Genomic DNA, 23,590 nt, shown 5'->3' on the forward strand with positions numbered 1-23,590 from the left:
GATGCCTGACTGTACTGGCGTCGCTGTGGATGCTAAGCGGCACGGTCGCGGCGCAGACATGGAACATTGGCGTGTTGGCAATGCGTGGGGAGATCTCCACACGTCAGCACTGGCAGCCGTTGGAAACCCTGTTGAATCAGCAAATTCCCGGTGAGCAGTTTCATATACAACCGCTGGACCTGCACCAGATGCAGGAGGCGGTGAATCGTGGCACGGTACAATTTGTGGTCACTAATCCGGCGCAGTTTGTACAGCTAAACAACCGCTCTGCGTTACGCTGGCTGGCGTCGTTACGTTCTACCCGGGGAGGCAAAGCCGCCAGTAACGTGATCGGTAGCGCGATTCTCGTCAGGCGCGATAGTGGAATCACTTCCGCGCATGATCTGATCGGTAAAACGGTTGGCGCCATTGATGCTCAGGCTTTTGGCGGCTATTTGTTGGGGTATAAAGCACTTAGCGATGCCGGTCTGCGACCTGAGCGCGATTTACGCCTGACGTTTACCGGTTTTCCTGCCGATGCCTTACTCTATTTACTACGCGAAAAAGCTGTGCAGGCGGTGATTGTGCCGGTGTGTCTGCTGGAAAATATGGATGAGGAAGGGCTCATTCATAAAACGGACTTTAGGGCTGTACTCAACCATCCGACCTCGATTCCCTGTTTAACCAGTACGCCGCTCTATCCTGACTGGTCATTTGCGGCACTGCCTGCAGTGAGCGACGAGCTCGCCGATCGCGTCACACGGGTGCTGTTCAATTCTCCGCAGAATGCAACGTTTCGCTGGGGAGCGCCTGCCTCGACACGCGAAGTAGAAGCGTTGCTACGCGATGTCCGCCAGCATCCGCAGCAGCGTCAGCTCTGGCTGGACGTCAAAAGTTGGTTTATCCAGCACCAGCTCGCTATGGGGGCTGTGGCCGTTGTGCTGTTGCTGCTGACGCTCAATTATATCTGGGTGATGCTGCTGGTTCGTCGTCGCGGCAGGCAACTGGAGCGGAACAGCATTCTGCTGCGCAAACAAGAACAGGCGCTGGAAACCGCTCGCCAAATGAGTGTGCTTGGCGAGATGACCTCCGGGTTTGCCCACGAACTTAATCAGCCGCTGTCGGCTATCCGCCATTATGCGCAGGGCTGTTTGATCCGCCTGCGCGGTCAGGATAAGCAGCATCCGTTGTTGCCTGCGCTGGAGAACATTGATGCTCAGGCGCAGCGGGGCGCTGATACCTTGCACAATCTGCGCCAGTGGGTCAGCCAGGCGCAGGGTAATCCGGTGATGACCGATGACTGGCGGGCCGTCAACGTTCATGATGCAATTCATCACGTCTGGCAATTATTGCGCATGCCCCAGCAATTCCCGGCGGTGGCGCTGCAAACGCGTGTCGGCAAGACGTTAACGCTGACTCTGCCAAGCGTTCTGCTTGAGCAGGTGCTGGCCAATCTGGTGCTCAATGCGGCCCAGGCCGGGGCAACCACGGTATGGTTTAGCGCTCAGCGTGAGGAAGGGGATGTGCGTATTCAGGTGCAGGATAACGCTGGCGGTATTGATGAGGCGCAGTTGTATCAGGCTTTTCAGCCGTTTATGACCACCCGTAAAGAAGGCATGGGGCTGGGATTAGCCATTTGTCAGCGGCTGGTGCGTTACGTAAATGGCGACATTGAGATCAAAAATCATCAGGCTCCTGATGAAAAAGCGGGGGCGGTAGTGACATTACATTTTAAGCAAAACCAGGAGGGAGGCCGTAGTGGCATTAATTCATCTGCTGGATGACGACATTGCCGTCACCCAGGCCTGTGCGTTTTTACTGGAAAGTCTGGGATATGAGGTATGTTGCTGGGAGCAGGGTGAAACATTCCTCGCAGGGGCAAATCTGCACCAGGTGGGCGTGCTTTTGCTGGACATGCGTATGCCGGTACTGGATGGGCATGCTGTACATGAAGCGATGCGCCAGCGAGAAAGTACGCTGGCGGTGGTGTTCCTCACCGGGCATGGTGATGTGCCGATGGCGGTTGAGCAAATGAAACGTGGAGCAGTCGATTTTTTGCAAAAGCCGGTGTCCGCCGGGCCTTTGCAGACGGCGTTAGAGCACGCTTTGCAGGTTTCTCACGCCGCTTTCTCGCGACAAGAGATCGTGGCCTGCTATCAGATGCTCACACCAAAGGAGCGAGAGTTGGCGCAACTGGTTGCAAAAGGGTTAATGAATCGGGAAATTGCGGACGCTATGAATATTGCCGTGCGCACGGTTGAAGTTCATCGCGCGCGGGTGATGGAAAAAATGCAGGCGCGGAGCCTTGCGGAACTGGTAAATCGACTGCAGCGGATCCGATAGATTTATGACATTTGTTTGATTTTCATTGAATTTTGTCTAATTAGCCAGAGTGATATATGCTGTTGGTTTGAGTTAATGACGAGCGGGCAAATATGGGAAATCAGACCAAAGACGATGAGTTGTACCGGGAAATGTGCAGAATAGTCGGTAAAGTAGTACTGGAAATGCGCGATCTGGGACAAGAGCCAAAGCATATCGTCATTGCGGGTGTGCTGAGAACCACCCTCGCCAACCAGCGTGTAAAGCGCAGTGAGCTAGAAAAACAGGCCATTGAGACCGTTATTAAAGCATTGGCCGGATAATCCATAAAAAGAGGAGGGCAGTCATTTGCGCCATCCTCTTATTCTCGTCACGTTATTCTATCAATATATATAATTTAGGACTGCAATTAGAGAAATATACTCCGCTGTATATTTCGTTGTATATCGATTGATATATAAAAATATATTTGAGAGTGGAGTCACAAATATTTGCAAGCCATATGAAATATTATTTCAACTTATCTTAATGATAATAAATCTCACTCCGCATTAATTACTTTTCTTCCGTTTTTTAATTGATGACGATCAAAACGACGGGCGCTGAATAACCACATTATCATTGTGCCTAACCCTAAAGGATTAGATTCATTTAGTTTAACCACCGTCATTTATACGATCAGGTTAGGGCAAATATTCACGTGTTGTTGGCAACATTAATGGCCGAATTGGCCCGATCTGTGCGTAAAAATTAGCCTTGATGTGTTGCCGCTACTGCGTTTGCGAAGAGGATGCGAAATAAATGAACCAGGTTGATCGTCCATTTTTAGATTGTGGTTTAACGCGGCTTGAATTCCTACGTATATCCGGAAAGGGTCTGGCAGGACTGACCATTGCGCCCGCGTTGTTATCACTTTTTGGTTGTAAGCAGGAAGATATCGACAGCGGTACCGTTGGACTTATCAATACGCCGAAAGGGGTGCTGGTAACGCAGCGAGCACGCTGCACTGGTTGTCATCGCTGCGAGATTTCCTGTACCAATTATAACGATGGGGCCGTTGGCACCTTCTTTTCCCGCATCAAAATTCATCGTAATTACTTCTTTGGCGATGATGGCGTCGGGTCCGGTGGCGGACTGTATGGTGATTTAAACTATACCGCGGATACCTGCCGCCAATGCAAAGATCCGCAATGCATGAAGGTCTGCCCGATTGGCGCCATTACCTGGAAGCAGGAAGACGGTTGTATTGCCGTGGACCATAAACGTTGCATTGGCTGTAGCGCTTGTACCACAGCCTGCCCGTGGATGATGGCGACCGTCAACACGGAAACGAAAAAATCCTCAAAATGTGTGTTATGCGGGGAATGCGCCAATGCGTGCCCGACTGGGGCATTAAAAATTATCGAGTGGAAAGATATTACCGTTTGATAGAGGGCAGGCATGCCTGATACGCGTCATTAATTGCCAAAAATAGCGCAGTTTTGAATAAAAAAGCTGCCTGACGGGTATATCTATTAAACCTTCTTGCAAAGGAAAACATGATGGCTAACGGTTGGACAGGTAATATTTTACGGATCAATCTCACCACGGGTAATATCACCCATGAAGATTCCAGTAAATTTAAGAAATTTATCGGTGGGATGGGCTTTGGGTATAAAATTATGTACGACGAAGTCCCGCCAGGCACCATGCCGTTTGATGAAGGGAATAAACTGGTTTTCGCCACCGGGCCATTAACGGGCTCGGGCGCACCCTGTAGCTCCCGCGTCAATATCACCTCCTTGTCAACATTTACCAAAGGTAATTTAGTCGTAGATGCCCACATGGGCGGTTTCTTCGCCGCACAGATGAAATTTGCCGGTTACGACGCCATTATTATCGAAGGTAAGTCCGCGGCGCCTGTCTGGATCAACATCAAAGACGATAAAGTCAGCATCGAAAAAGCCGATTTCCTGTGGGGCAAGGGCACGCGCGCCACAACCGAAGAGATTTGCCGCATTACCAGCCCTGAGACTTGCGTCGCCGCGATTGGCCAGGCGGGGGAAAATCTGGTACCGCTCTCTTGCATGATCAACAGCCGCAACCACAGCGGCGGCGCCGGTACTGGCGCGGTGATGGGCTCGAAAAATCTGAAGGCCATTGCGGTAGAAGGGACCAAAGGTGTCAACATTGCCGACCGCAAAGAGATGAAGCGGCTCAATGACTACATGATGACCGAGCTTATCGGCGCCAACAACAACCACGTTGTGCCGAGCACCCCGCAGGCCTGGGCAGAATACTCTTCGCCAAACTCGCGTTGGACGGCCCGCAAGGGACTGTTCTGGGGAGCGGCGGAAGGCGGGCCAATTGAAACGGGTGAAATCCCGCCGGGCAACCAGAATACCGTCGGTTTCCGTACCTATAAATCCGTGTTCGATCTCGGACCTGCCGCTGAGAAATACACGGTAAAAATGAGCGGCTGCCATTCGTGCCCGATTCGTTGTATGTCACAGCTCAATGTCCCGCGGGTGAAAGATTTTGGCGTACCGAGTACCGGTGGCAACACCTGCGTGGCGAACTTTGTGCACACCACCATTTTCCCCAATGGCCCGAAAGATTTTGACGATAAAGACGATGGGCGCGTGGTGGGAAACCTGATTGGTCTGAACCTGTTCGACGATTATGGCATCTGGTGTAACTACGGGCAGTTGCACCGCGATTTTACTTATTGCTACTCGAAAGGCGTTTTTAAGCGCGTACTGCCGGCGGAAGAGTATGCGGAGATCCGCTGGGATCAGCTTGAAGCGGGCGATCCTAATTTTATTAAGGATTTTTACTATCGGCTGGCGCATCGCGTGGGGGAACTCAGCCACCTTGCGGACGGTTCATATGCCATTGCTGAACGCTGGGATTTGGGCGAAGAGTATTGGGGTTATGCCAAGAACAAACTGTGGTCGCCGTTTGGTTTTCCTGTCCACCATGCTAACGAGGCTTCAGCGCAGGTTGGGGCGATCACCAACTGTATGTTTAACCGTGACTGTATGACGCATACCCATATTAACTTCATCGGTTCCGGTTTGCCGCTGAAATTACAGCGCGAAGTGGCGGGCGAATTGTTTGGTTCGCAGGATGCCTACGACGAAACCAAAAACTACACCCCGATCAATGCCGCGAAGATCAAATATGCCAAATGGACGTTGCTGAAAGTCTGTTTGCATAACGCGGTCACGCTATGCAACTGGGTCTGGCCGATGACGGTCTCGCCGCTCAAGAGCCGTAATTATCGCGGAGATTTGGATCTGGAAGCGAAATTTTTCCAGGCGGTTACCGGCGATGAAACCACGCAGGCGAGTCTGGATCTGGCCGCTGAACGTATCTTTACCCTGCATCGTGCCTATACGGTCAAACTGATGCAAACCAAAGATATGCGCAATGAGCACGATCTCATTTGCTCCTGGGTGTTTGATAAAGATCCGAAGATCCCGGTCTTCACCGAGGGGACCGACAAGATGGACCGGGAGGATATGCGCCTGTCACTGACGATGTTCTATCAGGAAATGGGTTGGGATCCGGAGCTGGGCTGCCCTACGCGCGAAACGCTGAATCGACTCGGACTTGAGGATGTGGCAGCCGATCTGGCGGCACAAGATCTGTTGCCAGCGTAAGGAACGCGAGATGACTAACGTGAGCAACGTTCAGGCACCCATTGAGGCGTTTCCTGATGAGGTAGATAGCCAAAAGAGACACTGGCTGCAGGCGCTACAGCCGCCTGCCGAACAGGTGAACGCGCCGCAGGTTCAGGAACCTGCCAGCCCGGAGTCGATAGTGGCGGAATTTATCCGCCAACATTCAGCATCGGGTCAGTTGGTGGCTCGCAGTGTCTTCCTGCAGCCACCGTATTCGGTTCCTGAGACTGACTTAACCGTGCTGCTGGATACCCTGTGTCAGGGCGCGAATGGGGCGGATATTACCTGTGTGCACGGCGCTGAAGAGGCATATTTCTTTTCGACGCAAACCATGACGGCAAACTACGCCAGCATGTGTGTGCAGGTGGTGGAGAACGACATCTGTCGCGCGATTGCCGAGGCGGTACGCTTTGACTGTCAAACGTATCCACGCCCCTATAAGGTCGCCATGTTGACGCAACCGCCGTATAGCTTTGGCGATCAGCAGGTTGCAGCGGCGCTCTCGGCAATGGAAACGCACCCGGATTACGCAGATATACGCACTGTGGAATCGTCAAATGCGGAGCCTTATTTGTTCAGCGAACGTTTTATGAGTTATGGCAAAGCGTACGGCCTGTGCGAATGGTTTGAGGTTGAGCAGTATCAGAACCCCTGAATTCTTCAGGTTGATGTCATGGAATGTGTGGACGACCACTGTCACAGCATTAGAGGATAACCCGATGTCCTTCACCCGACGTAAATTTGTCATTGGCATGGGGACGGTGATTTTTTTTACCGGCCCAGGTCAAAGTTTGTTAGCAAGCCCCAGGAGCACTAAAGGCGTTCGTTATGTCATGATTCACGACGAATCACTGTGTAACGGCTGTAATATTTGCGCCCGCGCATGCAGAAAAACCAATCATGTTCCTGACCAGGGCAGCCGTTTGTCGATAGCGCATATTCCGGTTTCGGATAACGACAACGAAACGCTGTATCACTATTTTCGTCAGTCCTGCCAGCATTGTGATGATGCGCCCTGTATTGAGGTCTGTCCAACCGGCGCCTCCTGGCGAGATGAGAACGGCATTGTCCGGGTCGACACGTCTTCGTGTATCGGCTGCAGTTACTGCATAGGCGCGTGCCCTTATCAGGTCCGCTATCTCAATCCGCGCACCAAAGTGGCTGATAAATGCGACTTTTGCACTGAATCACGTCTGGCGAAAGGTTTTCCACCGATCTGTGTTAACGCCTGCCCGGAACACGCGCTGATTTTTGGTCGTGAAGATAGCCCGGAGATTCAGACCTGGCTGCGGGAAAACAAGTATTACGAGTATCAACTTGCAGGCGCCGGGAAACCCCATCTGTATCGTCGGTTCGGTCAACATTTGATTAAAAAGGAAAATGTATGAACGCGTCGCAGAATGCCGAACAGTTTCACGCCCAGCTTGCGCAATATGTCCCTATGTTTTCTCCTGACTACTGGCCAGTGTGGCTGGTCATCGCCGGATTAATGCTGGTGGGAATGTGGCTGGTGCTGGCGCTACACGCCATGCTGCGCTTTCGTGCCGCGCATAAAGCGTCGGCAGGGCACGGTGAGAAGATCTACTTATACTCGAAGGCTGTCCGCTTGTGGCACTGGTCGAACGCGCTGTTATTTCTGCTACTTCTGGTCAGTGGACTCGTCAATCACTTCTCGGCCGTTAGCGCGTCGGTGATGAAAAGCCTGCTGACGGTGCACGAAGTTTGTGGCTTTTTGCTGCTCGCCTGCTGGATTGGTTTTGTCCTGATCAACCTGATTGGCGATAACGGACATCACTATATTATTCAGCGGCAGGGTTGGATCGGACGCGCGCAAAGACAAACGCGTTTTTACCTGTTTGGCATTATGCAGGGAGAGTCACATCCATTCCCGGCATCAAAGCGTTCGAAATTCAATCCGCTACAGCAGGCGGCCTATGTTGGCGTGATGTATGGTCTGCTGCCGCTGTTGTTGATATCGGGTCTGTTATCGCTCTATCCGGCGGTAGTCGGCGATCTGTTCCCCGGTGTGCGTTACTGGTTGTTACAGGCGCATTTTGCGCTGGCAATAATCAGTTTGTTTTTCATTTTTGGGCATCTTTATCTTTGCACTACGGGCCGCACGCCGGGCGAAACCTTCAAGTGCATGGTGGATGGCTATCACCGGCATTAAGCGATGATGATTACGCGTGATGACTTACGGGCTTGGCGCGTTGGGCCCGTAATGTACCGCTGGTTTCTACGTACTTTTCCCGCCGGTGGAAGTTATGCCGATGTACATCGTGCGCTCCAGCGGGAAGGGTATATCGACTGGGCAAATAGTCTGGTGGAATACGGCTGGTCAAAATGGCGGGAAGAGGAGAGTTTTGTCCGGCAGGATATTCGCGCGATGGGAAATATTTCCCGCGTGAAAACAACGGGGGGGGCCAGCAGCCCGCTGGCGAGTGCGGAAGATAATGTCAGCTTTGGCTGTGCGGATGATAACGTTAAAATCGCCAGCGCTGGCTATGCCGCGCAAATTGCCAGTGCAGGTTACAGCGTACGTATAGGCAGCGTAGGCTATAACGCGCATATCGGCAGCTCGGGCGATCGCGGGCGAATTGCGGTCGCGGGAAATTCAGCGCGTATCAGTAGCGTGGGTGACGGTACGCGCATCGCCAGTGCCGGCATGCGTGTACGCATCAGTGCACTGGGCGACAGAAATCGGATTGCCTGCAGCGGTGATTTAACCCAGCTAGCCTGTTTCGGCGCGGAATCGAAAATCGCCAATTGCGCAGACAATATCCATATTATTGCCAGCGGAGAGAACGCCGTTGTTGCCAGTACCGGCACTGTCGATTCGATAATACTCGGTCCTGGCGGATGCGCGGCGCTGGCCTATCATGATGGCGAAAGAATGCGTTTTGCGCTTGCCGTTGAAGGTGAAAAAAATATCCGGGCTGGCGTGAAATATCGGCTCAACGAAGACCACCAGTTCGTGGAATGTTGAGCCTTGAGGTCATTTTAGCGCGAACCGTCGCTGGGTGAATTTTTCCAGGCTAAAGCACAGCAGGTAATAGACCAGTCCGGTAAAGATAAAAATGGCCGCCGGATAGATTTGCACCCGGCTATTAACCTGACCGGCAACCGTCGTGAGTTCTGGCACATTGACGATAAACGCCAGCGACGTGTCCTTCAGTAGTCCAATAAATATCCCGGTCAGCGACGGCATAATGTTGCGCAGCACTTGCGGCAATAAAATAAGCCACAGGGCCTGGTACGGGCGAAAACCCTGCACCACTGCCGCTTCATATTGCCCGCCAGGTAAGGCGCTAATTCCTGCATACACCGAGTGCATCACCGAGGCGGCGGTGAACCATGCCAGTGCCAACGTCACGGTAACTGCGCCAGGCAGATCGCTTCCAGTCAGCATGGGGAGCAAATACCACATCCAGAAAATCACAAAGATTAACGGAATGCCGCGAATAAACTCGGCCCAGATAAACAGTCCTTTGCGCATCGCGCCAGGAAAACGCCAGGCGCAGCAGGCAAGAACTATCCCACCGGGAAGTGCCAGCAATGCCGCGCCGATAGCCATCAGCAAAGTAAGCAGAACGCCGCCGGGTTGGCCTTCGGTCACGCGTCCCCACAGAAGATAGTCAAGATTGTCAGTAATGACCGAAATATTAGCGATCATGCGATATGCTCCTGACGCTGAACAGACGGGCTTTTGCCCTGAACGGTTTACCTGACACAGTTTTTGGTCCAAGACGCGTAAGCAGCATACCTGACACGATACCGATGAGCAGATAGAGCACTGTTCCAACGGCAAAGGCTTCCAGTGCATGCGCGTTATAGCTCTCAATTTGCCGCACCTGATAGGTCAACTCTGCAAATCCAATACCGCTGGCAAGCGAGGAGAGCTTCATCAGGTTGAGATATTGCCCAACGATGGGCTGCCATGCGTTCGCCAGTCCCTGGGGAAGGAGAATGTGACGAAAAACCGCCCATGAGGAAAAGCCCTGGGCAATGGCCGCCTCGCGTTGTCCGGCAGAAACCGCCTGCAAACCAGAGGCAATCTCCTCGACCAAAAAGGCTGAAGTAAAAACACCCAGCCCCCAGGCAGAACAAAGAAACTCCGGCGTTAACCACCAGACGTCACCCGGCAGAACTGACCATGGGTGTTCAGCATTAATAAAGGTAATCACGTCACGGGGTAGCCAATTCCATGCGGCGAAATACCAGAACATCAGTTGCACCAGTAAAGGCGTATTGCGAAAAGCGGAGACCCACACACCGACCACCGCGGTGGCAATGCGATTGCCTGTCAAACGTAAGCCGAGTAGTAGGAGAGCAAAGAGAGTGGCGAGCGTGACGCCTGCCAGCGTCACCCATAGCGTGGTGAGAAAACCGGAAATTATCCATTGCAGAGGTTGCCCGCTCAGCACCCCCTGCCAGTCCATTAGATGCATTATAACGGTAACTCCTGGTGTAACGGGTCGAGCACTTTTTTCAGGAAACGCTGGGTTCTGGGATGTTGTGGGCGGGTGAAGAAATCCTCCGGCGAGGCGACTTCCAGGATATCGCCGCCATCAATGAATACCACACGATCGGCAATCTCACGAGCGAAGTGCATTTCATGAGTCACGACGATCATCGTGATACCGCTGTGAGCCAGATTTTTCATCACTTGTAACACCTCGCCGATCATTTCTGGATCCAGCGCGGAGGTGGGTTCATCAAACAAAATGATTTGTGGCGATGAAGCCAGCGCGCGGGCAATGGCAACGCGCTGTTGCTGCCCGCCGGATAACTGAGCGGCATAGGCATCGGCTTTCTCGAGCAGTCCCACTTGATCCAGCAATTCGAGTGCCCGGCCTTTTGCTTCCGCTTTGTTCCAGCCGTGAACATATTCCAGCGCCAGCGCAATGTTTTGCAGCGCGGTCAGATGCGAATAGAGATTGAATTGCTGAAATACAAAACCGATACGGCTGCGTAACTGGCGTAATGCAGCGCCGCGCAACTGACTAATCGGTTTACCATCAATGAAAATTTCGCCACCGCTGAGCGACTCAAGCTGGTTGATAAGACGTATAAGAGTGGATTTTCCAGAGCCAGAAGGACCCAAAATGGTCACCACTTCACCAGGTTCAACTGCCAGGCTGACGCCGTTAAGTACGGTATGAGCGTCATACTGTTTAAACACATTGTGCAGTTTGACGCTTGCCTGACCCAATTGGGTAGAATCCGCAGCCGAAGCTGCGGAACGATGAAAAAGAGCTGAGAGCATATTACTGGGCTTCTATTTTAAAGGCGCGGGGCTGCGGGTTTTTAGTTTCAGGGCCGAACCACACATCATAAATTTTTGCTGCCTGACCAGTAGACTCCAGCTTCAAAAGTTCATCGTTGACGGCTTTTAACAAAGCCGGTTCGCCTTTTTTTACCCCCACGCCGATCTCTTCTTTACTCAGCAGGTCCGGCAAAATTTTGAAATCCGCTTTATCCGGCGCACCGCTTAACAAGCCCGCCAGGATTGTACTGTCCTGGGTGATGGCCTGCACATTACCGTTGCGTAAGGCGGTTAATGCCAGGGGGATATCGTCATAGGCCAGTACGCGCGACTGCGGGAAGCGCTGATGTAACGCCTGCTCACCGGTAGTACCTTTTACCGCGCCGATTCGCGCTTTGCTGTATTCATCGAGCTTGTCCGGGGATTTTGCTGGCACAAGGAACTGCTGGCCGGTGACAAAATAGGGCACGGAGAAATCGATCACTTGTGCACGCTCAGGTGTGATCGTGATATCCGCTACGATTAAATCGGCTTTACCGGATTGTAATAGCGGAATACGGTTGGCCGGATTGGTGGCCACCAGCTCCAGTTTTACCCCCAGGGACTTGGCCAGCGCTTCGGCAAAATCGACGTCATAGCCGACAATCTTATGCGTTTTTGCATCAACTGAACCGAACGGCGGATTGGCGTCGAATGTCGCCACTTTAACGACGCCGGCGGCTTTGATATCGGCCAATTGGTCAGCCTGAGCCTGTGAGACGCTAATGCCAGAGGCCAGCAGCACGCTGAGTGCCAGAAGTGTTTTTTTAGCGCTGTGAATTTTCGTTGCCATCATTGTAAGAAATCCCTGTAGTTTTTGGTTTGTGCTTTTTACGCTCCCATAACTTACGATTCAGACAAAATAAGAAAAAATTCTTATCTATATACAAAATGTTATTAGTGAAAGGGGGGAGAACAGGAGTGATGTGCGCGAACGTTGAGAAACGCTACGTGATTACCCTCATGACATGTACCATACGTCAATAAAGTTAATGGCTGGGGACAAGCATGCTGCGTGATAATTTTAACGATCTTTATTATCTCATTATCGTCGCCCGCGAGCGGAGTTTTACGCGGGCTGCGGCAAAGCTCGGGGTCTCGCAGTCAGCGTTAAGCCATGCGATACGTGGACTCGAAGAGCGGCTGGATGTCCGACTCCTGACCCGTACCACGCGCAGCGTCGCGCCGACTGAAGCCGGAGAACGGCTTATCAACAGTATCAGTCCGCGTTTTGATGACATTGAAACGGAGCTGCTGGCATTAACCGACATCCGTCAGCGGGTGGCGGGTAACATTCGCCTTACCTTGGGTGAACATGCGTTGCAATCGACCGTCTGGCCCGCGCTGGCGCCTTTTTTGCAGGCTTATCCTGAAGTGAAAGTGGAAATGACCCTCGACAACAGCCTGACGGATATTGTGGCTGGCCGTTATGACGCGGGTATTCGTCTCGGCGAGCAGGTGGCAAAAGATATGGTTGCTGTCAGAATTGGTCCGGACTGGCGCATGGTGGTGGTCGGTTCACCCGCTTATTTTGCCCGCCATGGTAAACCACTCACCCCACACGATCTGCAAAACCATAACTGCATCAACATGCGCATGCCGACGTTGGGCGGGCTGTATGCCTGGGAATTTAGCAAAGGCGGACAAGATTTGCGCGTGCGGGTTGAAGGGCAGCTTATTTTTAACAATCTCCCCCCGCGGATTAGCGCAGCGATTGCCGGGATGGGGCTGGCATTTGTGCCGGAAGACACTGTCGAACAGGCGGTGACTGACGGTGCGCTGGAAAAAGTGCTGGAGGACTGGTGCGAACCCTTCCAGGGCTATTATATGTACTACCCCAGCCGCAGGCAGCACACCGCCGCCTTTGCCAAATTGATTGAGGCTTTACGGTATAAGGGCTGAAACGGAAAGGGGTAACAGGCGATAAAAAAACCGGCATTGCGCCGGTTCGGAAATCAGATTTTGCAGGCGTCGCCGCAGTCATTATCAGCAATAATTTCCTGCGCTTTCTTATCTGCATCTTCCAGACGTTCAGCATTACGCTCTTGCGCTTCTTCCAGTCCATCAAAGACCAGATTATCGAGATCAATTTCCATCATTCACCTGCTCAGGTTCAGCGTTTAACATCACACTATTATATTGCAAAAATGTTGCTTAACAGCAGCGATTATTGCTACTTAGCCCCGAACTTAAATCAGACGCGCATATTTTTCCGCCAGCGTAGCCCACGGTTGGCGGCTGCGAAGATCCATTGGTCATAAATACTGCTAAATGCCAGCGCTTTCTACCGTTTTGCTTTCACTTTTTCATTAACGTGATATGCGATCATTTTTAACAAATCTGCGACAAAATCACTATACATATAACTTAATATCTTTTATACATTAATTGTTCAACCCTGCGACTATTCCACAAAAGAGAAAGATATATGGAACAGACACCTGATAAGAAAAACGATAATTTTCAGAAAGATGGCAAAGAACAGTTCAATCGCTCAATCGGTTTAATTTCTAATTTCGCGTTGGGGTTTACCTACCTTTCGCCGCTCACTGCCGTCTATTCGCTGTTTGCGCTGGCCGTAACGCTGGCGGGGCCGCCCGCAGTATGGTGGATTTTAATCGTCGCATGTGGCCAGCTTTTAGTGGCGTTGGTATTTGGCGAGGTCGCTTCCCAGTATCCGATAACCGGTGGACTGTATCCCTGGGCGAGAAGATTATGGGGCAAGAAATATGCCTGGATTGCCGCCTGGATTTACCTGTGGGCGCTGGTGGTCACCATTACGTCAATTGCGGAATATACCTCGACGTTTGTTGAGTCGCTGTTCCACTATGGTCAAACGCCTGCCACCATGTTGCTGACGTCTGTCCTGCTACTGCTGTTGATGATGGCTGTTAACATGTCCGGGACCAAAAACCTGGCCAGAGTCGCCAAAATTGGCTTCTGGTGTGAAATTGTCAGCGTGATTGCGCTGGGAATTTACCTGCTGATCTTTCACCGTTCTCAGCCTTTCTCCGTCATCTTCGACTCGATGGGCGTGCTTGCTCAGGACGGAAGCTACTCCACCGCGTTTATGTCCGCCGCGCTAATGGGGCTGTTTATGTTCTTTGGCTTTGAAGCCTGCGGTAACGTAGCGGAAGAGGTGCAGAACCCGAGCAAAAAGATCCCGGTCGCGATGATTTTAAGCATCGTATTTGGCGCGATTTCCGCCATCATTTCCGTGATGGGTTATCTGCTGGCTTCACCGAATCTGGTCAGTATCGTGAATGGTAAAACGTCCGATCCAATCCCCGCCATTCTCAATGAAGCCCTGGGAGAAACCGGCGCAACTATCTTTATCATTGTCGCGATTGTGGCGATGTTGTCGTGCATTTTGTCTCTACAGGCTGCGTTAAGCCGTCTTATTTTTTCGTTCTCTCGCGACAGAATGCTGCCGGGAAGTGAATGGATGTCCAAAATCTCGAAAAACGGCGTTCCGGATAATGCGATGGTCGTCAGTTGCTTGCTGCCGGTGATCATCTGTGTTTGGGTCTATTTCCAGCCAGACAACCTGTCGCGTATTACCGCGTTTGCCGTAATCGGTATTTATATCTCGTTCCAGATGGTCGTACTTGCTGCGTTACGTCAGCGTCTGAAGGGCTGGAAACCGGCCGGGGAGTGGACCATTGGCGGTTGGGGCGTGATTGTAAACGTACTGGCCTTAGCCTATGGATTATGCGGGATCTGGTTGCTGGCCCAACCAGCAGACAGCAGCGATTTCATTGATCGTTGGACAGTGCTGTTCGGCCTGGCGATTGTCGTTGGATCGGGGCTTATCTATATGTTCCTGACCCGACCGTTTGGGCGCTCTGCGGCGCCGGAAAACGACGCCATTGCTTACGCCAATAAGCTCAATATGGGGCAGGACAACTAAAACAAGGGCCTTCGGGCCCTTAGTTTTGATAGTGATAAAGGATAAAGTAGTCGCTCTGATATACCACGGTGCTGTTGGCGGGCGACAGTAACTCACCCACGCGAAAGCGCGGCCAGCTGGAGAAGATAATCCTGTTTTCCAGATTGGTCAGTATGACATAGTCAGGATGAGCGCAGGAGAGCAGTTCGGCTTCGATTTGGCTGACCAGCAGATCGACGGCGGCGACGCCAAGAAACTGATCGTTGTAGTAGACCGGCACTGCCGAAGTCAGGGTATAGGAGATATTGCAGATATAATCGACGTACGGGCCGTGGATATAAGCTTTGCCTGCCGGTGGCGAATGTTTAAACCACTCGAAGGTTCTGAAATCCAGTCGTTGCTGCGTGGCCTGATCCAAATCGAGGTGCGCCTGGCTCAAACCATTATCTTTCTTATACCACCACTCCAAAAGCCAATACTCTTTGGTGGTGGCGGTGCTCTCTATATGGCTGGCAAATCCGGCTCCAGAGCAGTAATGGTTGTCATTGAGCGTACGCTTAATATGCTGTTGAACGGTGGATCGCACCGAGGGATCGAGGACAACCTCGGCTGAAGCTTTCTGTATCCCGGCAATCGCCTCATGGATGCTCCTCGCCAGCGCCACGGTAGAATCTACCGTAGAGACAGTAATATCATCAATTTTACGGATTAATGCGCTTAAAGATGTCGAAGAGCTCATTGTCTGTCCTGCCTTCACGGATTGTCAGTTCGAGTTATATTTCAGCTTTTTTTCGATAAGGTAATAGGTAAAGGTGTCGATGATCCGCGTGGCAAGCTGTACTGATTCCGCCTCGTTGTGGGCGGCCAGCGCATCGGCCAGCGCTGAATAAAGCGCGATAATTTCGGCATGAATGCTGTCCGTGCGATAGAGGATCGCCACCAGCGATGCCCATTCAGCTTGCACCTGAAGCTCCTGGTTCGCCAGCCGTGCCGAATGTGAACTGGCGGCTATTGCCAGCAGGCATCGCATATCGGCCTGGGTCATCAGCTCAGGTGATTTTGCCTGTCTGAGCACCTCAACAAACTCGCGAAATTTGGCGATATCCGCGCCGGTCATTCGTCTGGAAGCAAGTCTTGCGCTATGGCTAATGATGGCGCAATGCATTTCCCCCAGATCCGAAAGATAATCGGTACTGATCGCTTTGAACGGATGCAGGGGGCTATTTTTGCCATCGATATTTTCGCAAACGAAGCTGCCACCATTACGGCCACGAACAGTATGGATAAGATTATTAGCCCGAAGCGTGTTTAGCGCTTCTCTGATAGTGATATGTGAGACACCCATCATCTTTGCCAAATCAGTTTCGTTGGGAAGCTGTTCTTTCGGCTCCAACAATCCCGTGATAATGGCATTTGAAAGGCGTTGCACTATCTGGTCTGAACGACTGACCTGCCCGATAGGCGCAAATATGACCGCGTGAGTAATCATAATCTTTTCTGCACTCAATTCCCTGAAACAACGACCCTTTCTAACACATGCCTGCTGGGCAAGGAAGGTAAGAATGGCCGCGTTATTTTACATGCCCATGCGCAAAAGCTGCCGCACAGACGGATGTGTGTCCCAATAACCATTGGAGCTGCGCGCGCCGCGTCAGCTAACAATGACAAGCCTTTCTCTGAATAATGTAAAGAACAAGTTAAAAATGAGAGGCTTATCATAGTGTCAATGTTGCGTATTTGAAAAGTTTTTACAATATATATATTACATAAGATTCTTTATGTATTAACGGGTGGAGACAGACATGAAAACCCTGAAGCATTTTATTAATGGGCAATATGTAGCAGGCGGCAGCGAAGAGACCTTCGAACTGGTGAGTCCGGTCGACGGTGAAACGTACGCATTATCTCCTAATGCCAGCGCGGCAGAGGTGGAGCAGGCTTACTCTGCTGCTGAAGCGGCGTTTAGCATCTGGAGAAAATCGACACCGGCCCAGCGACAAATAGCGTTATTGCGCCTGGCGGACGAAATAGAACGCAACGTGGAGCGACTGGTCAATGCCCAGAGCCAGGAGACGGGCCAGCTTCGCCATTTTATTGAGAAGGAAGAGATCGCGGCATCCTGCGATGCCATCCGTTTTTTTGCCGGGGCTGCGCGTTGTCTTGAAGGCAAGGCAGCAGGCGAATATTCCGCTGGATTTACCTCGACTATTCGCCGGGAACCGCTGGGTATTGTCGGGCAAGTTACGCCGTGGAATTACCCGTTTATGATGGCGGTATGGAAGATTGCGCCGGCACTGGCGGCGGGTAACACGGTAGTGTTAAAGCCAAGCGACACCACGCCGGTCAGTACGCTGCTGTTGGCGGAACTGGCGGCACCCTTGTTCCCGAGAGGGGCGTTTAACGTGGTTTTAGGCAAAGCCAGTACCGGTTCTCTGGTGGTCTCAAACCCGAAAGCCTCACTGGTTTCGATTACCGGTTCGGTCCGTGCAGGTCTGCAGGTTGCGGCCTCGGCAGCGGCGAACCTGACCCGGGCGCATCTGGAATTGGGCGGGAAGGCGCCCGCGGTGGTATTTGCTGATGCGGATATGGACAAGGCGATTGCGGCGATTGTCACGGCTGGCTTTTTCAATGCCGGGCAGGACTGCACGGCGGCCACGCGTATTCTGGTCGAACAGTCCATCTACGCTGAATTCCTGGAAAAACTGGTACAAAAAACAAAGAGTATTAAATTTGGGCCGCCAGAAGACCAGGATGCGCTGTATGGTGCATTGAATAGCCGGAATCAACTGGAACAAGTGAAAGGCTTTATTGAGCGTTTACCGGCGCATGCAAAAATTGAGACCGGCGGGCGCGCCGGATCTGGCCCTGGCTTCTATTTTGAGCCGACGATCGTCTCTGGTCTGCAACAGCACGATGAAGCTATCCAGCATGAAGTATTTGGTCCAGTAATGACTATTCAGTCGTTTTCTGGCGATGAAGATGCATTACTTAAGGCCAATGATGTGGAATATGGTCTGGCGGCGAGTGTCTGGACCAGCAATCACAGCCGCGCGCAGCGCTTTTGCATTGACCTCGATTTTGGCACGGTATGGATTAACAGCCATATTCCCCTGTGCGCCGAAATGCCGCATGGCGGCTTCAAAAAATCAGGTTATGGCAAAGATCTCTCATCTTATTCACTCGAGGAATACACACGGGTGAAACATATCATGTGCGACATTTCTGAATAGAGAGGGTAGTGATGAAAACATTAAAAGTGGCGGTGCTTTCATTGGTGATGCTCTCGGGCTATAGCCTGGCAGAAAGTACCTCGCTGAATACCGTGAACGAGTATATGGCGGCGTGGAATGCGCATGATGCTTCGCGAGCGGCTCAATATCTTGCAGATGATGCAGTCTATTATGATGCCGCCGCGGGAGAACCGATTACCGGCCGGGAAAAAGCAGAAAAAGAAGTTATTGGGGCCTTTATTAAGGCGGTCCCGGATCTGACCTGGAAAATGATCGGTAAACCCGTTTATGACGAGGATACCGTGGCTTTTCGTTGGCAGTTCTCAGGAAAAAATAGTGGTGAATGGGCAGGGAGCCCACCGACAAATAATCTGATAAGATTTGAAGGTGTTAGCTATATTCATGTTAAAGCAGGAAAAATCACCTGGCAGGGTGATTATTATGATTCTAAGAAACTGGATGAAGAATTAAAGCCAGTGAAATAGATGGCGATCCCCTTTTTGCTGAGAAGGGGATGCCTCTTATTTGTGTCGTGTTAAGGGCCGTGTAGCAATAAGGAAAAAGTTAATGGCAATTACCAGACGTGATTTTCTCAACGGCGTCGCGGTGACCGTTGCAGCGGGGCTTACCCCGCTGGAATGGGTCAGGGCGGCAGGGAAGGAAAACGCATTTATAGATGGAAGTTATTATCCGCCTGCGCTTACAGGGCTGCGGGGCAATCATCCGGGATCGTTTGAAATGGCGCATGCCGTGGGCCGTGAGCATAAACATTTTGATTTAAACGCTTTGCCTATTGAGGAAGAGTACGATCTGGTGATTGTAGGCGGCGGTATTAGCGGCCTGGCTGCCGGTTGTTTCTGGCGTCAACTTGCCGGACAAAATAGCCGGATTTTGATCCTCGATAATCATGACGATTTTGGAGGACATGCCAAACGGAATGAGTTTACCAGCTCGGGCAAGAAACTACTCGGCTATGGCGGCAGTGAAGCATTCCAGTCGCCGGCGCATAATTTCAGTCCCGAAGTGCAAAAGCTGATGGAAACCGTGGGCGTCAGCGTCACGCGGTTGAAAGAGAGTTTTGACGTAAACTTCTATCCCGACTGGCAGCTCAGTCGCGGCGTTTTCTTCGATAAAAAGAATTTTGGCGAAACAAAAATCGTCAGCGGCGATCCGGGACGGGCGGTATCTGATGATATTCCGCCGGACAGACTGAATGGACGCAAGATCGAAGACTTTATCAATGATTTTCCGCTAAGCGAGAACGACAGAAAAGCGTTAATCGATCTGCATGTACGTCCTGCGGACTACCTTCCGGGTATGACGATTGATGAGAAAACTGAATGGCTGGATACTCACAGCTACAGTGAGTTTCTGGCGACAAAAGTCGGTTTGAGCAAAATGGCGCTGCTCTATTTTCAGCAGCGTTCTAACGACTTCTTTGCCATTGGCATTGAAGGGATTTCCTGTAGCGATGCCCGGGCGTGCGCCTTACCGGGTATGGAAGCGCTGGGATTACCCCCGCTGGATGGAGAGTCGCTGGCCGACCTCGAAGAGCCGTATGTTTACCATTTTCCGGATGGAAATGCCGGTCTTGCCCGACTGTTGGTCAGGTATATGCTGCCGGATGCGCTACCGGGTACCACCATGGAGGACTCGGTCCTCGCCAGACTGCATTATGAAAAACTGGACCTGCCGGAAAACACCACGCGTCTGCGCCTGAACAGCACGGTGATTAACGCCGCCAACGTACCGGATGGCGTTGTTGTCAGCTATCTGCGCGACGGAAAAATGCATCGCGTTCGTGGTAAGAACACCATTATGGCGGGTTATAACATGCTGATTCCGTATCTGGTGCCAGAGATGCCGGAACAGCAGCAGGCTGATCTCAAACTGAACGTGAAAGCGCCGCTGGTATACACCAACGTGGTGGTTAAAAACTGGCAGGCATTTAAACAGCTTGGCGTGCATGAATTTTACTCTCCGGCAGCACCTTACAGCCGGGTTAAGCTCGACTATCCGGTCAGTATCGGCGGCTATCAACACCCAGCCTCACCGGACGATCCGATGGTGATTCATATGGTCTACGTCCCCACGTATCCTGGCAGTAACCTCTCGGCCAGAGAGCAGTTCCGTCTGGGGAGGGCCTATCTGCTGGGGACGACATTTGCGGCGCATGAAGAGATGATTCGCGCCCAGTTGCAGGAGATGTTTGGCGCAACAGGCTTTGAAAATCAACGCGATATTGCCGCCATTACGGTTAACCGCTGGGCGCATGGCTATGCCTATTACCCTAACTCGTTGTTCGACGATATGGACAAAATGCCCGAGATTATCGAGCGGGCGCGCAAGCCAGTCGGTCGTATTGCCATTGCTAACTCCGATTCTGACTGGGGGGCTTATGCTCATACGGCGATCGATCAGGCATGGCGAGCGGTTAATGAACTCAAGGAGATGGGGTGATCTATGCGTAATGTAACCGTTCTTGCCGCCTGTTTATTTACCGCCACGGTTTCTGCGGCTGAAACGCATGGCGAATACATCGCGAGGATTTCTGACTGCGTAGCCTGTCACACGACGGAAGGTGGCGCGGCGATGGCAGGGGGTAAAAAGTTTCCCACTCCGCTTGGAGATATTTATTCGACCAATATTACGCCAGATAAGACGCAGGGGATTGGTAGCTACGCATACGAGGATTTTGAAAAGGCGGTCCGTCAGGGGATTGCCAAAGATGGTCATCCGCTCTATCCGGCCATGCCTTATCCCTCTTACGCGAAGCTTTCTGACGAGGATGTTCAGGCGCTGTACCGCTATTTTATGCATGATGTCACGCCGTCGGCACAACCCAATAAAGAGAATGCCATTCCGTGGCTACTCTCCGCCCGCTGGCCGCTGCATATCTGGAACTGGTTGTTTACCGACGCGCCAGAGACGGCTGTTACGGGCGCGAAAACGGATGAAAACGCGGTCCTGCTAAAACGAGGCGCTTATCTGGTGGAAGGCCCGGGCCACTGCGGTTCATGCCATACACCGAGAGGTGTGGCGATGAACGAAAAAGCGTACAGCAATGCCGATCCCGAGTATCTGAGCGGCGCGATGATCGACGGCTGGTATGCGCCGTCGCTGCGGGGCACCGGAATGTCGGAGTCGGAGTTAAAATCGCTGTTGCTGACCGGTAAAAGTAAACATGCCGCGGTTTCTGGTTCGATGGCTGAAGTCGTTACGCAAAGTACACAGTATCTGACGGACGAAGATGCCACGGCGATCGCACAATATCTGCTGAGCCTGAAAAGTACGAAGCCTGAAGCGGGGCGTACCGCAGCGACTACGACATCCTGGTCGAATTCAGCCGAGGCGGGCAAAGTGACCTATAACCGCTACTGCTCAACGTGTCACGGTCTGGAAGGCAAAGGTACGGATGATAATGCACCTTCGTTGATCCGCAATCCGCTGGTGATGGTGGATGACCCGACGCCACTGTACAGAGTGATTGCCTATGGCGCAGAAACCCCGACAACGCGGGGCAGCGTCTCCTTTAAGATGCCAGCCTACGGCGGCATGTTAACCGACAGCGAAATGCGTGACGTAATTAACTACGTGCGTAAAAGTTGGGGGGAAGGGAATGGTGAAGTAAGCCAGGAGGATTTGGCTGGCGTTAAAAAAGCGTCACATTAAACAGCATGCCGGAGAGGTGCGAGCACCGCTATCCGGCAGTGCTTATACGGCGTTTTCCCTGATAATCGTCGCGAGTCGGGTAAACGCCGCCGCCATTTCATGTTCTTCAATACTGGCAAACCCCAACAGCAGGCCGCTGCATTTCTCTTCATTCACGTAGTAACGAGACAGCGGACGCACCAGCAGATCTTGCGCATTCGCTTGCCGGGCTATGGCGACGTCATCACTTCCGGCGGGTAGCTGTAAAATCATATGCAGCCCGGCGTTGCTGCTGAAGGAGCCAAGATATTGCTCACCAAGTTGGCGGGTAATCAGTTCCACCAGCATCTGGCGACGACGACTGTACAACTGGCGCATTTTTCGAATATGCGCCGCGTAGTATCCCTCGCGGATAAACTCCGCCAGCGCGGCCTGAATCAACAAATGTCCGCCGCGATAGAGGTCGTTATGAACCTTTTTAAGCGGCGCGGCTAGCGGTTTGGGCAGTACCACATACCCGAGTCGCAGTGCGGGATAAAGGGTCTTACTGAATGTTCCGATGTAGATAACCGGCGTCTCTTCCTCCAGTCCCTGTAATGACGGAATAGGCTGCCCGGAAAAGCGAAACTCGCTATCGTAATCATCTTCTATTATCCAGCTTCGCGTTTCGCGGGCGCGCAAGAGAAGCTGTTGCCGACGGCTCAGACTCATTACCGAACCGAGCGGATACTGATGTGACGGTGTCACAAAAATCAGCTTCGGTGCGGGTTCTGTTGGGCCTGGCGGAATCATACCTTGCTCATCAACCGGGATTGCCGAAAAGTGAACCGCGTTGATGCGTAGAATGTTTTTTATCCCCCAATAGCCTGGCTCCTCAATCCAGGCACTGTCACCCGGATTGCACAACGCACGCGTAACCAGATCCAACGCCTGGTGAATACCTTCAGTAATCAGGATTTGATCAGGCGAACAACGTACACCCCGGGCGGTGCGCAAATAGTCTGCCAGCGCTTCTTTCAATTCACTCACCCCGCCTGCGGCATCGTAAGTGAGAAACGCCGGGCGCAATCGCCTTGCCAGCCGATCCTGGATTTTTTTGAGCACCCGGTGAGGAAAATGCTGAACATCAGGCACGCCAGGAATAAAGGCTCCCCATTGCCGGGGACTGGCGCTGGCATGCCCCAGCAGTTCAAGGCAGCGGGCAGATAAGCGGGTGTGATCCTCAAGCGCGGCAGCAACAGGCTCTTTGTTGGGGCGGAGGTCGAGATTGTCGAGCACGCTGTCGCTAACGAAGGTGCCGCTGCTGTTGCGCGCAGAGATATAGCCTTCGGCCTGCAACTGCTCGTAAACCCGCAAGACGGTGTTTCGCGATAACGTCAGTTCGCCCGCCAGATCCCGCGAGGGAGGCATGCGGGTAGCCGGTTTCAGGCTGCCCTCAAGGATGCAACTACAGATGGCGGCATACAGGCGACGATGTAATTTTTCATCTGTCTGCTGGCTAAATGCTTGCTTGATCACATCTCCGGCAAGTGAACGCATTTGGATCCTT

23 protein-coding genes are annotated in these 23,590 nt (G+C 52.2%); 15 read left to right on the forward strand and 8 right to left on the reverse strand.

Going from position 1 to position 23,590, the window contains the following annotated elements; all coding sequences use genetic code 11:
* Positions 1 to 29 precede the first annotated feature (29 nt).
* The 9 genes from ttrS (at position 30) to ydhT (ending at position 8,952) form a co-directional block, all read left to right on the forward strand.
* Positions 30 to 1,763: a tetrathionate respiration histidine kinase TtrS gene (gene ttrS / locus OOJ59_RS14245; RefSeq protein WP_160956355.1), complete on the forward strand. Its 1,734-nt coding sequence runs from the start codon at positions 30 to 32 to the stop codon at positions 1,761 to 1,763.
* A complete protein-coding gene (gene ttrR, locus OOJ59_RS14250) occupies positions 1,738 to 2,322 on the forward strand; it encodes a tetrathionate respiration response regulator TtrR (protein ID WP_160956352.1) in 585 nt (194 codons plus the stop codon). Before ttrS ends, ttrR begins: the two co-directional genes overlap by 26 nt.
* A 92-nt stretch (positions 2,323 to 2,414) precedes the next feature.
* Entirely contained in the window at positions 2,415 to 2,624 is a 210-nt protein-coding gene (fumD, locus tag OOJ59_RS14255) for a fumarate hydratase FumD (protein WP_038640291.1), read from the forward strand.
* A gap of 478 nt (positions 2,625 to 3,102) precedes the next feature.
* Positions 3,103 to 3,729, forward strand: coding sequence for a ferredoxin-like protein (locus tag OOJ59_RS14260; RefSeq protein ID WP_038640293.1), 627 nt, complete (start codon positions 3,103 to 3,105; stop codon positions 3,727 to 3,729).
* 113 nt (positions 3,730 to 3,842) lie between these two features.
* Positions 3,843 to 5,945, forward strand: coding sequence for an aldehyde ferredoxin oxidoreductase (locus OOJ59_RS14265; protein ID WP_159121328.1), 2,103 nt, complete (start codon positions 3,843 to 3,845; stop codon positions 5,943 to 5,945).
* 10 nt (positions 5,946 to 5,955) lie between these two features.
* Positions 5,956 to 6,621, forward strand: coding sequence for a YdhW family putative oxidoreductase system protein (locus tag OOJ59_RS14270; RefSeq protein WP_085049429.1), 666 nt, complete (start codon positions 5,956 to 5,958; stop codon positions 6,619 to 6,621).
* A 64-nt stretch (positions 6,622 to 6,685) separates the two neighbouring features.
* Positions 6,686 to 7,354 (forward strand): 4Fe-4S dicluster domain-containing protein, encoded by a 669-nt coding sequence (locus tag OOJ59_RS14275; protein ID WP_160956263.1) that lies wholly within the window; start codon positions 6,686 to 6,688, stop codon positions 7,352 to 7,354.
* Positions 7,351 to 8,136, forward strand: a complete 786-nt coding sequence (gene phsC / locus OOJ59_RS14280; RefSeq protein WP_160956264.1) for a thiosulfate reductase cytochrome B subunit — start codon at positions 7,351 to 7,353, stop codon at positions 8,134 to 8,136. Before OOJ59_RS14275 ends, phsC begins: the two co-directional genes overlap by 4 nt.
* A 3-nt stretch (positions 8,137 to 8,139) precedes the next feature.
* On the forward strand, positions 8,140 to 8,952 hold the full coding sequence (gene ydhT / locus OOJ59_RS14285; RefSeq protein WP_085049428.1) for a protein YdhT: 813 nt from the start codon (positions 8,140 to 8,142) through the stop codon (positions 8,950 to 8,952).
* Positions 8,953 to 8,961: 9 nt separating this feature from the next.
* Here ydhT and OOJ59_RS14290 read toward each other — a convergent pair whose 3' ends face one another.
* The 4 genes from OOJ59_RS14290 to OOJ59_RS14305 are packed head-to-tail and all read right to left on the reverse strand — an operon-like array spanning position 8,962 to position 12,067.
* Positions 8,962 to 9,639 carry an amino acid ABC transporter permease gene (locus OOJ59_RS14290; RefSeq protein WP_038640304.1) on the reverse strand — a complete coding sequence of 226 codons (678 nt, stop codon included), beginning with the start codon at positions 9,637 to 9,639 and terminating at the stop codon, positions 8,962 to 8,964.
* The gene (locus OOJ59_RS14295) at positions 9,629 to 10,414 is read right to left on the reverse strand and encodes an amino acid ABC transporter permease (protein ID WP_038640306.1); all 786 of its coding nucleotides are present in this window, start codon (positions 10,412 to 10,414) and stop codon (positions 9,629 to 9,631) included. Before OOJ59_RS14295 ends, OOJ59_RS14290 begins: the two co-directional genes overlap by 11 nt.
* Positions 10,414 to 11,232: an amino acid ABC transporter ATP-binding protein gene (locus tag OOJ59_RS14300; RefSeq protein ID WP_069324225.1), complete on the reverse strand. Its 819-nt coding sequence runs from the start codon at positions 11,230 to 11,232 to the stop codon at positions 10,414 to 10,416. Before OOJ59_RS14300 ends, OOJ59_RS14295 begins: the two co-directional genes overlap by 1 nt.
* A 1-nt stretch (position 11,233) precedes the next feature.
* On the reverse strand, positions 11,234 to 12,067 hold the full coding sequence (locus tag OOJ59_RS14305) for an ABC transporter substrate-binding protein (protein ID WP_085049427.1): 834 nt from the start codon (positions 12,065 to 12,067) through the stop codon (positions 11,234 to 11,236).
* Between the two features lie 212 nt (positions 12,068 to 12,279).
* Between OOJ59_RS14305 and OOJ59_RS14310 the strand changes: the two genes are divergently transcribed.
* A complete protein-coding gene (locus OOJ59_RS14310; RefSeq protein ID WP_079224379.1) occupies positions 12,280 to 13,173 on the forward strand; it encodes a LysR family transcriptional regulator in 894 nt (297 codons plus the stop codon).
* A gap of 53 nt (positions 13,174 to 13,226) precedes the next feature.
* Here OOJ59_RS14310 and OOJ59_RS14315 read toward each other — a convergent pair whose 3' ends face one another.
* Positions 13,227 to 13,367: a hypothetical protein gene (locus OOJ59_RS14315; protein ID WP_003832695.1), complete on the reverse strand. Its 141-nt coding sequence runs from the start codon at positions 13,365 to 13,367 to the stop codon at positions 13,227 to 13,229.
* A 332-nt stretch (positions 13,368 to 13,699) separates the two neighbouring features.
* On the opposite strand from OOJ59_RS14315, the gene OOJ59_RS14320 reads away from it, so the two are divergent.
* Complete coding sequence (locus tag OOJ59_RS14320; protein ID WP_042308718.1) at positions 13,700 to 15,181, forward strand: APC family permease; 1,482 nt, start codon at positions 13,700 to 13,702, stop codon at positions 15,179 to 15,181.
* A 19-nt stretch (positions 15,182 to 15,200) separates the two neighbouring features.
* On the opposite strand, the gene OOJ59_RS14325 is transcribed toward OOJ59_RS14320, so the two are convergent.
* Entirely contained in the window at positions 15,201 to 15,899 is a 699-nt protein-coding gene (locus tag OOJ59_RS14325) for a cache domain-containing protein (protein ID WP_038640317.1), read from the reverse strand.
* Positions 15,900 to 15,923: 24 nt separating this feature from the next.
* The gene (locus OOJ59_RS14330; protein WP_038640319.1) at positions 15,924 to 16,649 is read right to left on the reverse strand and encodes a FadR/GntR family transcriptional regulator; all 726 of its coding nucleotides are present in this window, start codon (positions 16,647 to 16,649) and stop codon (positions 15,924 to 15,926) included.
* A gap of 313 nt (positions 16,650 to 16,962) precedes the next feature.
* Between OOJ59_RS14330 and OOJ59_RS14335 the strand changes: the two genes are divergently transcribed.
* The 4 genes from OOJ59_RS14335 to OOJ59_RS14350 all read left to right on the forward strand — a co-directional run bounded on the left by OOJ59_RS14335 (position 16,963) and on the right by OOJ59_RS14350 (position 22,062).
* Positions 16,963 to 18,390 (forward strand): gamma-aminobutyraldehyde dehydrogenase, encoded by a 1,428-nt coding sequence (locus tag OOJ59_RS14335; protein WP_085049426.1) that lies wholly within the window; start codon positions 16,963 to 16,965, stop codon positions 18,388 to 18,390.
* Between the two features lie 11 nt (positions 18,391 to 18,401).
* Entirely contained in the window at positions 18,402 to 18,875 is a 474-nt protein-coding gene (locus tag OOJ59_RS14340; protein WP_038640326.1) for an ester cyclase, read from the forward strand.
* Between the two features lie 82 nt (positions 18,876 to 18,957).
* A complete protein-coding gene (locus OOJ59_RS14345) occupies positions 18,958 to 20,850 on the forward strand; it encodes an NAD(P)-binding protein (protein ID WP_160955967.1) in 1,893 nt (630 codons plus the stop codon).
* Between the two features lie 3 nt (positions 20,851 to 20,853).
* On the forward strand, positions 20,854 to 22,062 hold the full coding sequence (locus OOJ59_RS14350; RefSeq protein WP_160955968.1) for a c-type cytochrome: 1,209 nt from the start codon (positions 20,854 to 20,856) through the stop codon (positions 22,060 to 22,062).
* A 42-nt stretch (positions 22,063 to 22,104) separates the two neighbouring features.
* Here OOJ59_RS14350 and pdxR read toward each other — a convergent pair whose 3' ends face one another.
* Entirely contained in the window at positions 22,105 to 23,580 is a 1,476-nt protein-coding gene (gene pdxR / locus OOJ59_RS14355) for a MocR-like pyridoxine biosynthesis transcription factor PdxR (RefSeq protein ID WP_160955969.1), read from the reverse strand.
* Between the last annotated feature and the right edge of the window lie 10 nt (positions 23,581 to 23,590).

The sequence above is a fragment of the Citrobacter sp. W9 genome (assembly GCF_026719375.1).
In the GTDB taxonomy this organism is placed as follows: Bacteria; Pseudomonadota; Gammaproteobacteria; order Enterobacterales; family Enterobacteriaceae; genus Citrobacter; species Citrobacter werkmanii.

Excerpts from the sequence above, each read along its gene's own strand:
- OOJ59_RS14345 (WP_160955967.1), top strand. The coding sequence starts at position 18,958 with ATGGCAATTACCAGACGTGATTTTCTCAACGGCGTCGCGGTGACCGTT.
- OOJ59_RS14275 (WP_160956263.1), top strand. The coding sequence starts at position 6,686 with ATGTCCTTCACCCGACGTAAATTTGTCATTGGCATGGGGACGGTGATT.
- OOJ59_RS14320 (WP_042308718.1), top strand. The coding sequence starts at position 13,700 with ATGGAACAGACACCTGATAAGAAAAACGATAATTTTCAGAAAGATGGC.
- pdxR (WP_160955969.1), bottom strand. The coding sequence starts at position 23,580 with ATGCGTTCACTTGCCGGAGATGTGATCAAGCAAGCATTTAGCCAGCAG.
- OOJ59_RS14290 (WP_038640304.1), bottom strand. The coding sequence starts at position 9,639 with ATGATCGCTAATATTTCGGTCATTACTGACAATCTTGACTATCTTCTG.
- OOJ59_RS14270 (WP_085049429.1), top strand. The coding sequence starts at position 5,956 with ATGACTAACGTGAGCAACGTTCAGGCACCCATTGAGGCGTTTCCTGAT.
- OOJ59_RS14325 (WP_038640317.1), bottom strand. The coding sequence starts at position 15,899 with ATGAGCTCTTCGACATCTTTAAGCGCATTAATCCGTAAAATTGATGAT.
- OOJ59_RS14260 (WP_038640293.1), top strand. The coding sequence starts at position 3,103 with ATGAACCAGGTTGATCGTCCATTTTTAGATTGTGGTTTAACGCGGCTT.
- OOJ59_RS14350 (WP_160955968.1), top strand. The coding sequence starts at position 20,854 with ATGCGTAATGTAACCGTTCTTGCCGCCTGTTTATTTACCGCCACGGTT.
- OOJ59_RS14300 (WP_069324225.1), bottom strand. The coding sequence starts at position 11,232 with ATGCTCTCAGCTCTTTTTCATCGTTCCGCAGCTTCGGCTGCGGATTCT.
- OOJ59_RS14310 (WP_079224379.1), top strand. The coding sequence starts at position 12,280 with ATGCTGCGTGATAATTTTAACGATCTTTATTATCTCATTATCGTCGCC.
- OOJ59_RS14315 (WP_003832695.1), bottom strand. The coding sequence starts at position 13,367 with ATGGAAATTGATCTCGATAATCTGGTCTTTGATGGACTGGAAGAAGCG.
- OOJ59_RS14340 (WP_038640326.1), top strand. The coding sequence starts at position 18,402 with ATGAAAACATTAAAAGTGGCGGTGCTTTCATTGGTGATGCTCTCGGGC.
- OOJ59_RS14295 (WP_038640306.1), bottom strand. The coding sequence starts at position 10,414 with ATGCATCTAATGGACTGGCAGGGGGTGCTGAGCGGGCAACCTCTGCAA.
- OOJ59_RS14330 (WP_038640319.1), bottom strand. The coding sequence starts at position 16,649 with ATGATTACTCACGCGGTCATATTTGCGCCTATCGGGCAGGTCAGTCGT.
- phsC (WP_160956264.1), top strand. The coding sequence starts at position 7,351 with ATGAACGCGTCGCAGAATGCCGAACAGTTTCACGCCCAGCTTGCGCAA.
- OOJ59_RS14335 (WP_085049426.1), top strand. The coding sequence starts at position 16,963 with ATGAAAACCCTGAAGCATTTTATTAATGGGCAATATGTAGCAGGCGGC.
- ydhT (WP_085049428.1), top strand. The coding sequence starts at position 8,140 with ATGATGATTACGCGTGATGACTTACGGGCTTGGCGCGTTGGGCCCGTA.
- ttrS (WP_160956355.1), top strand. The coding sequence starts at position 30 with ATGCTAAGCGGCACGGTCGCGGCGCAGACATGGAACATTGGCGTGTTG.
- fumD (WP_038640291.1), top strand. The coding sequence starts at position 2,415 with ATGGGAAATCAGACCAAAGACGATGAGTTGTACCGGGAAATGTGCAGA.
- OOJ59_RS14265 (WP_159121328.1), top strand. The coding sequence starts at position 3,843 with ATGGCTAACGGTTGGACAGGTAATATTTTACGGATCAATCTCACCACG.
- OOJ59_RS14305 (WP_085049427.1), bottom strand. The coding sequence starts at position 12,067 with ATGATGGCAACGAAAATTCACAGCGCTAAAAAAACACTTCTGGCACTC.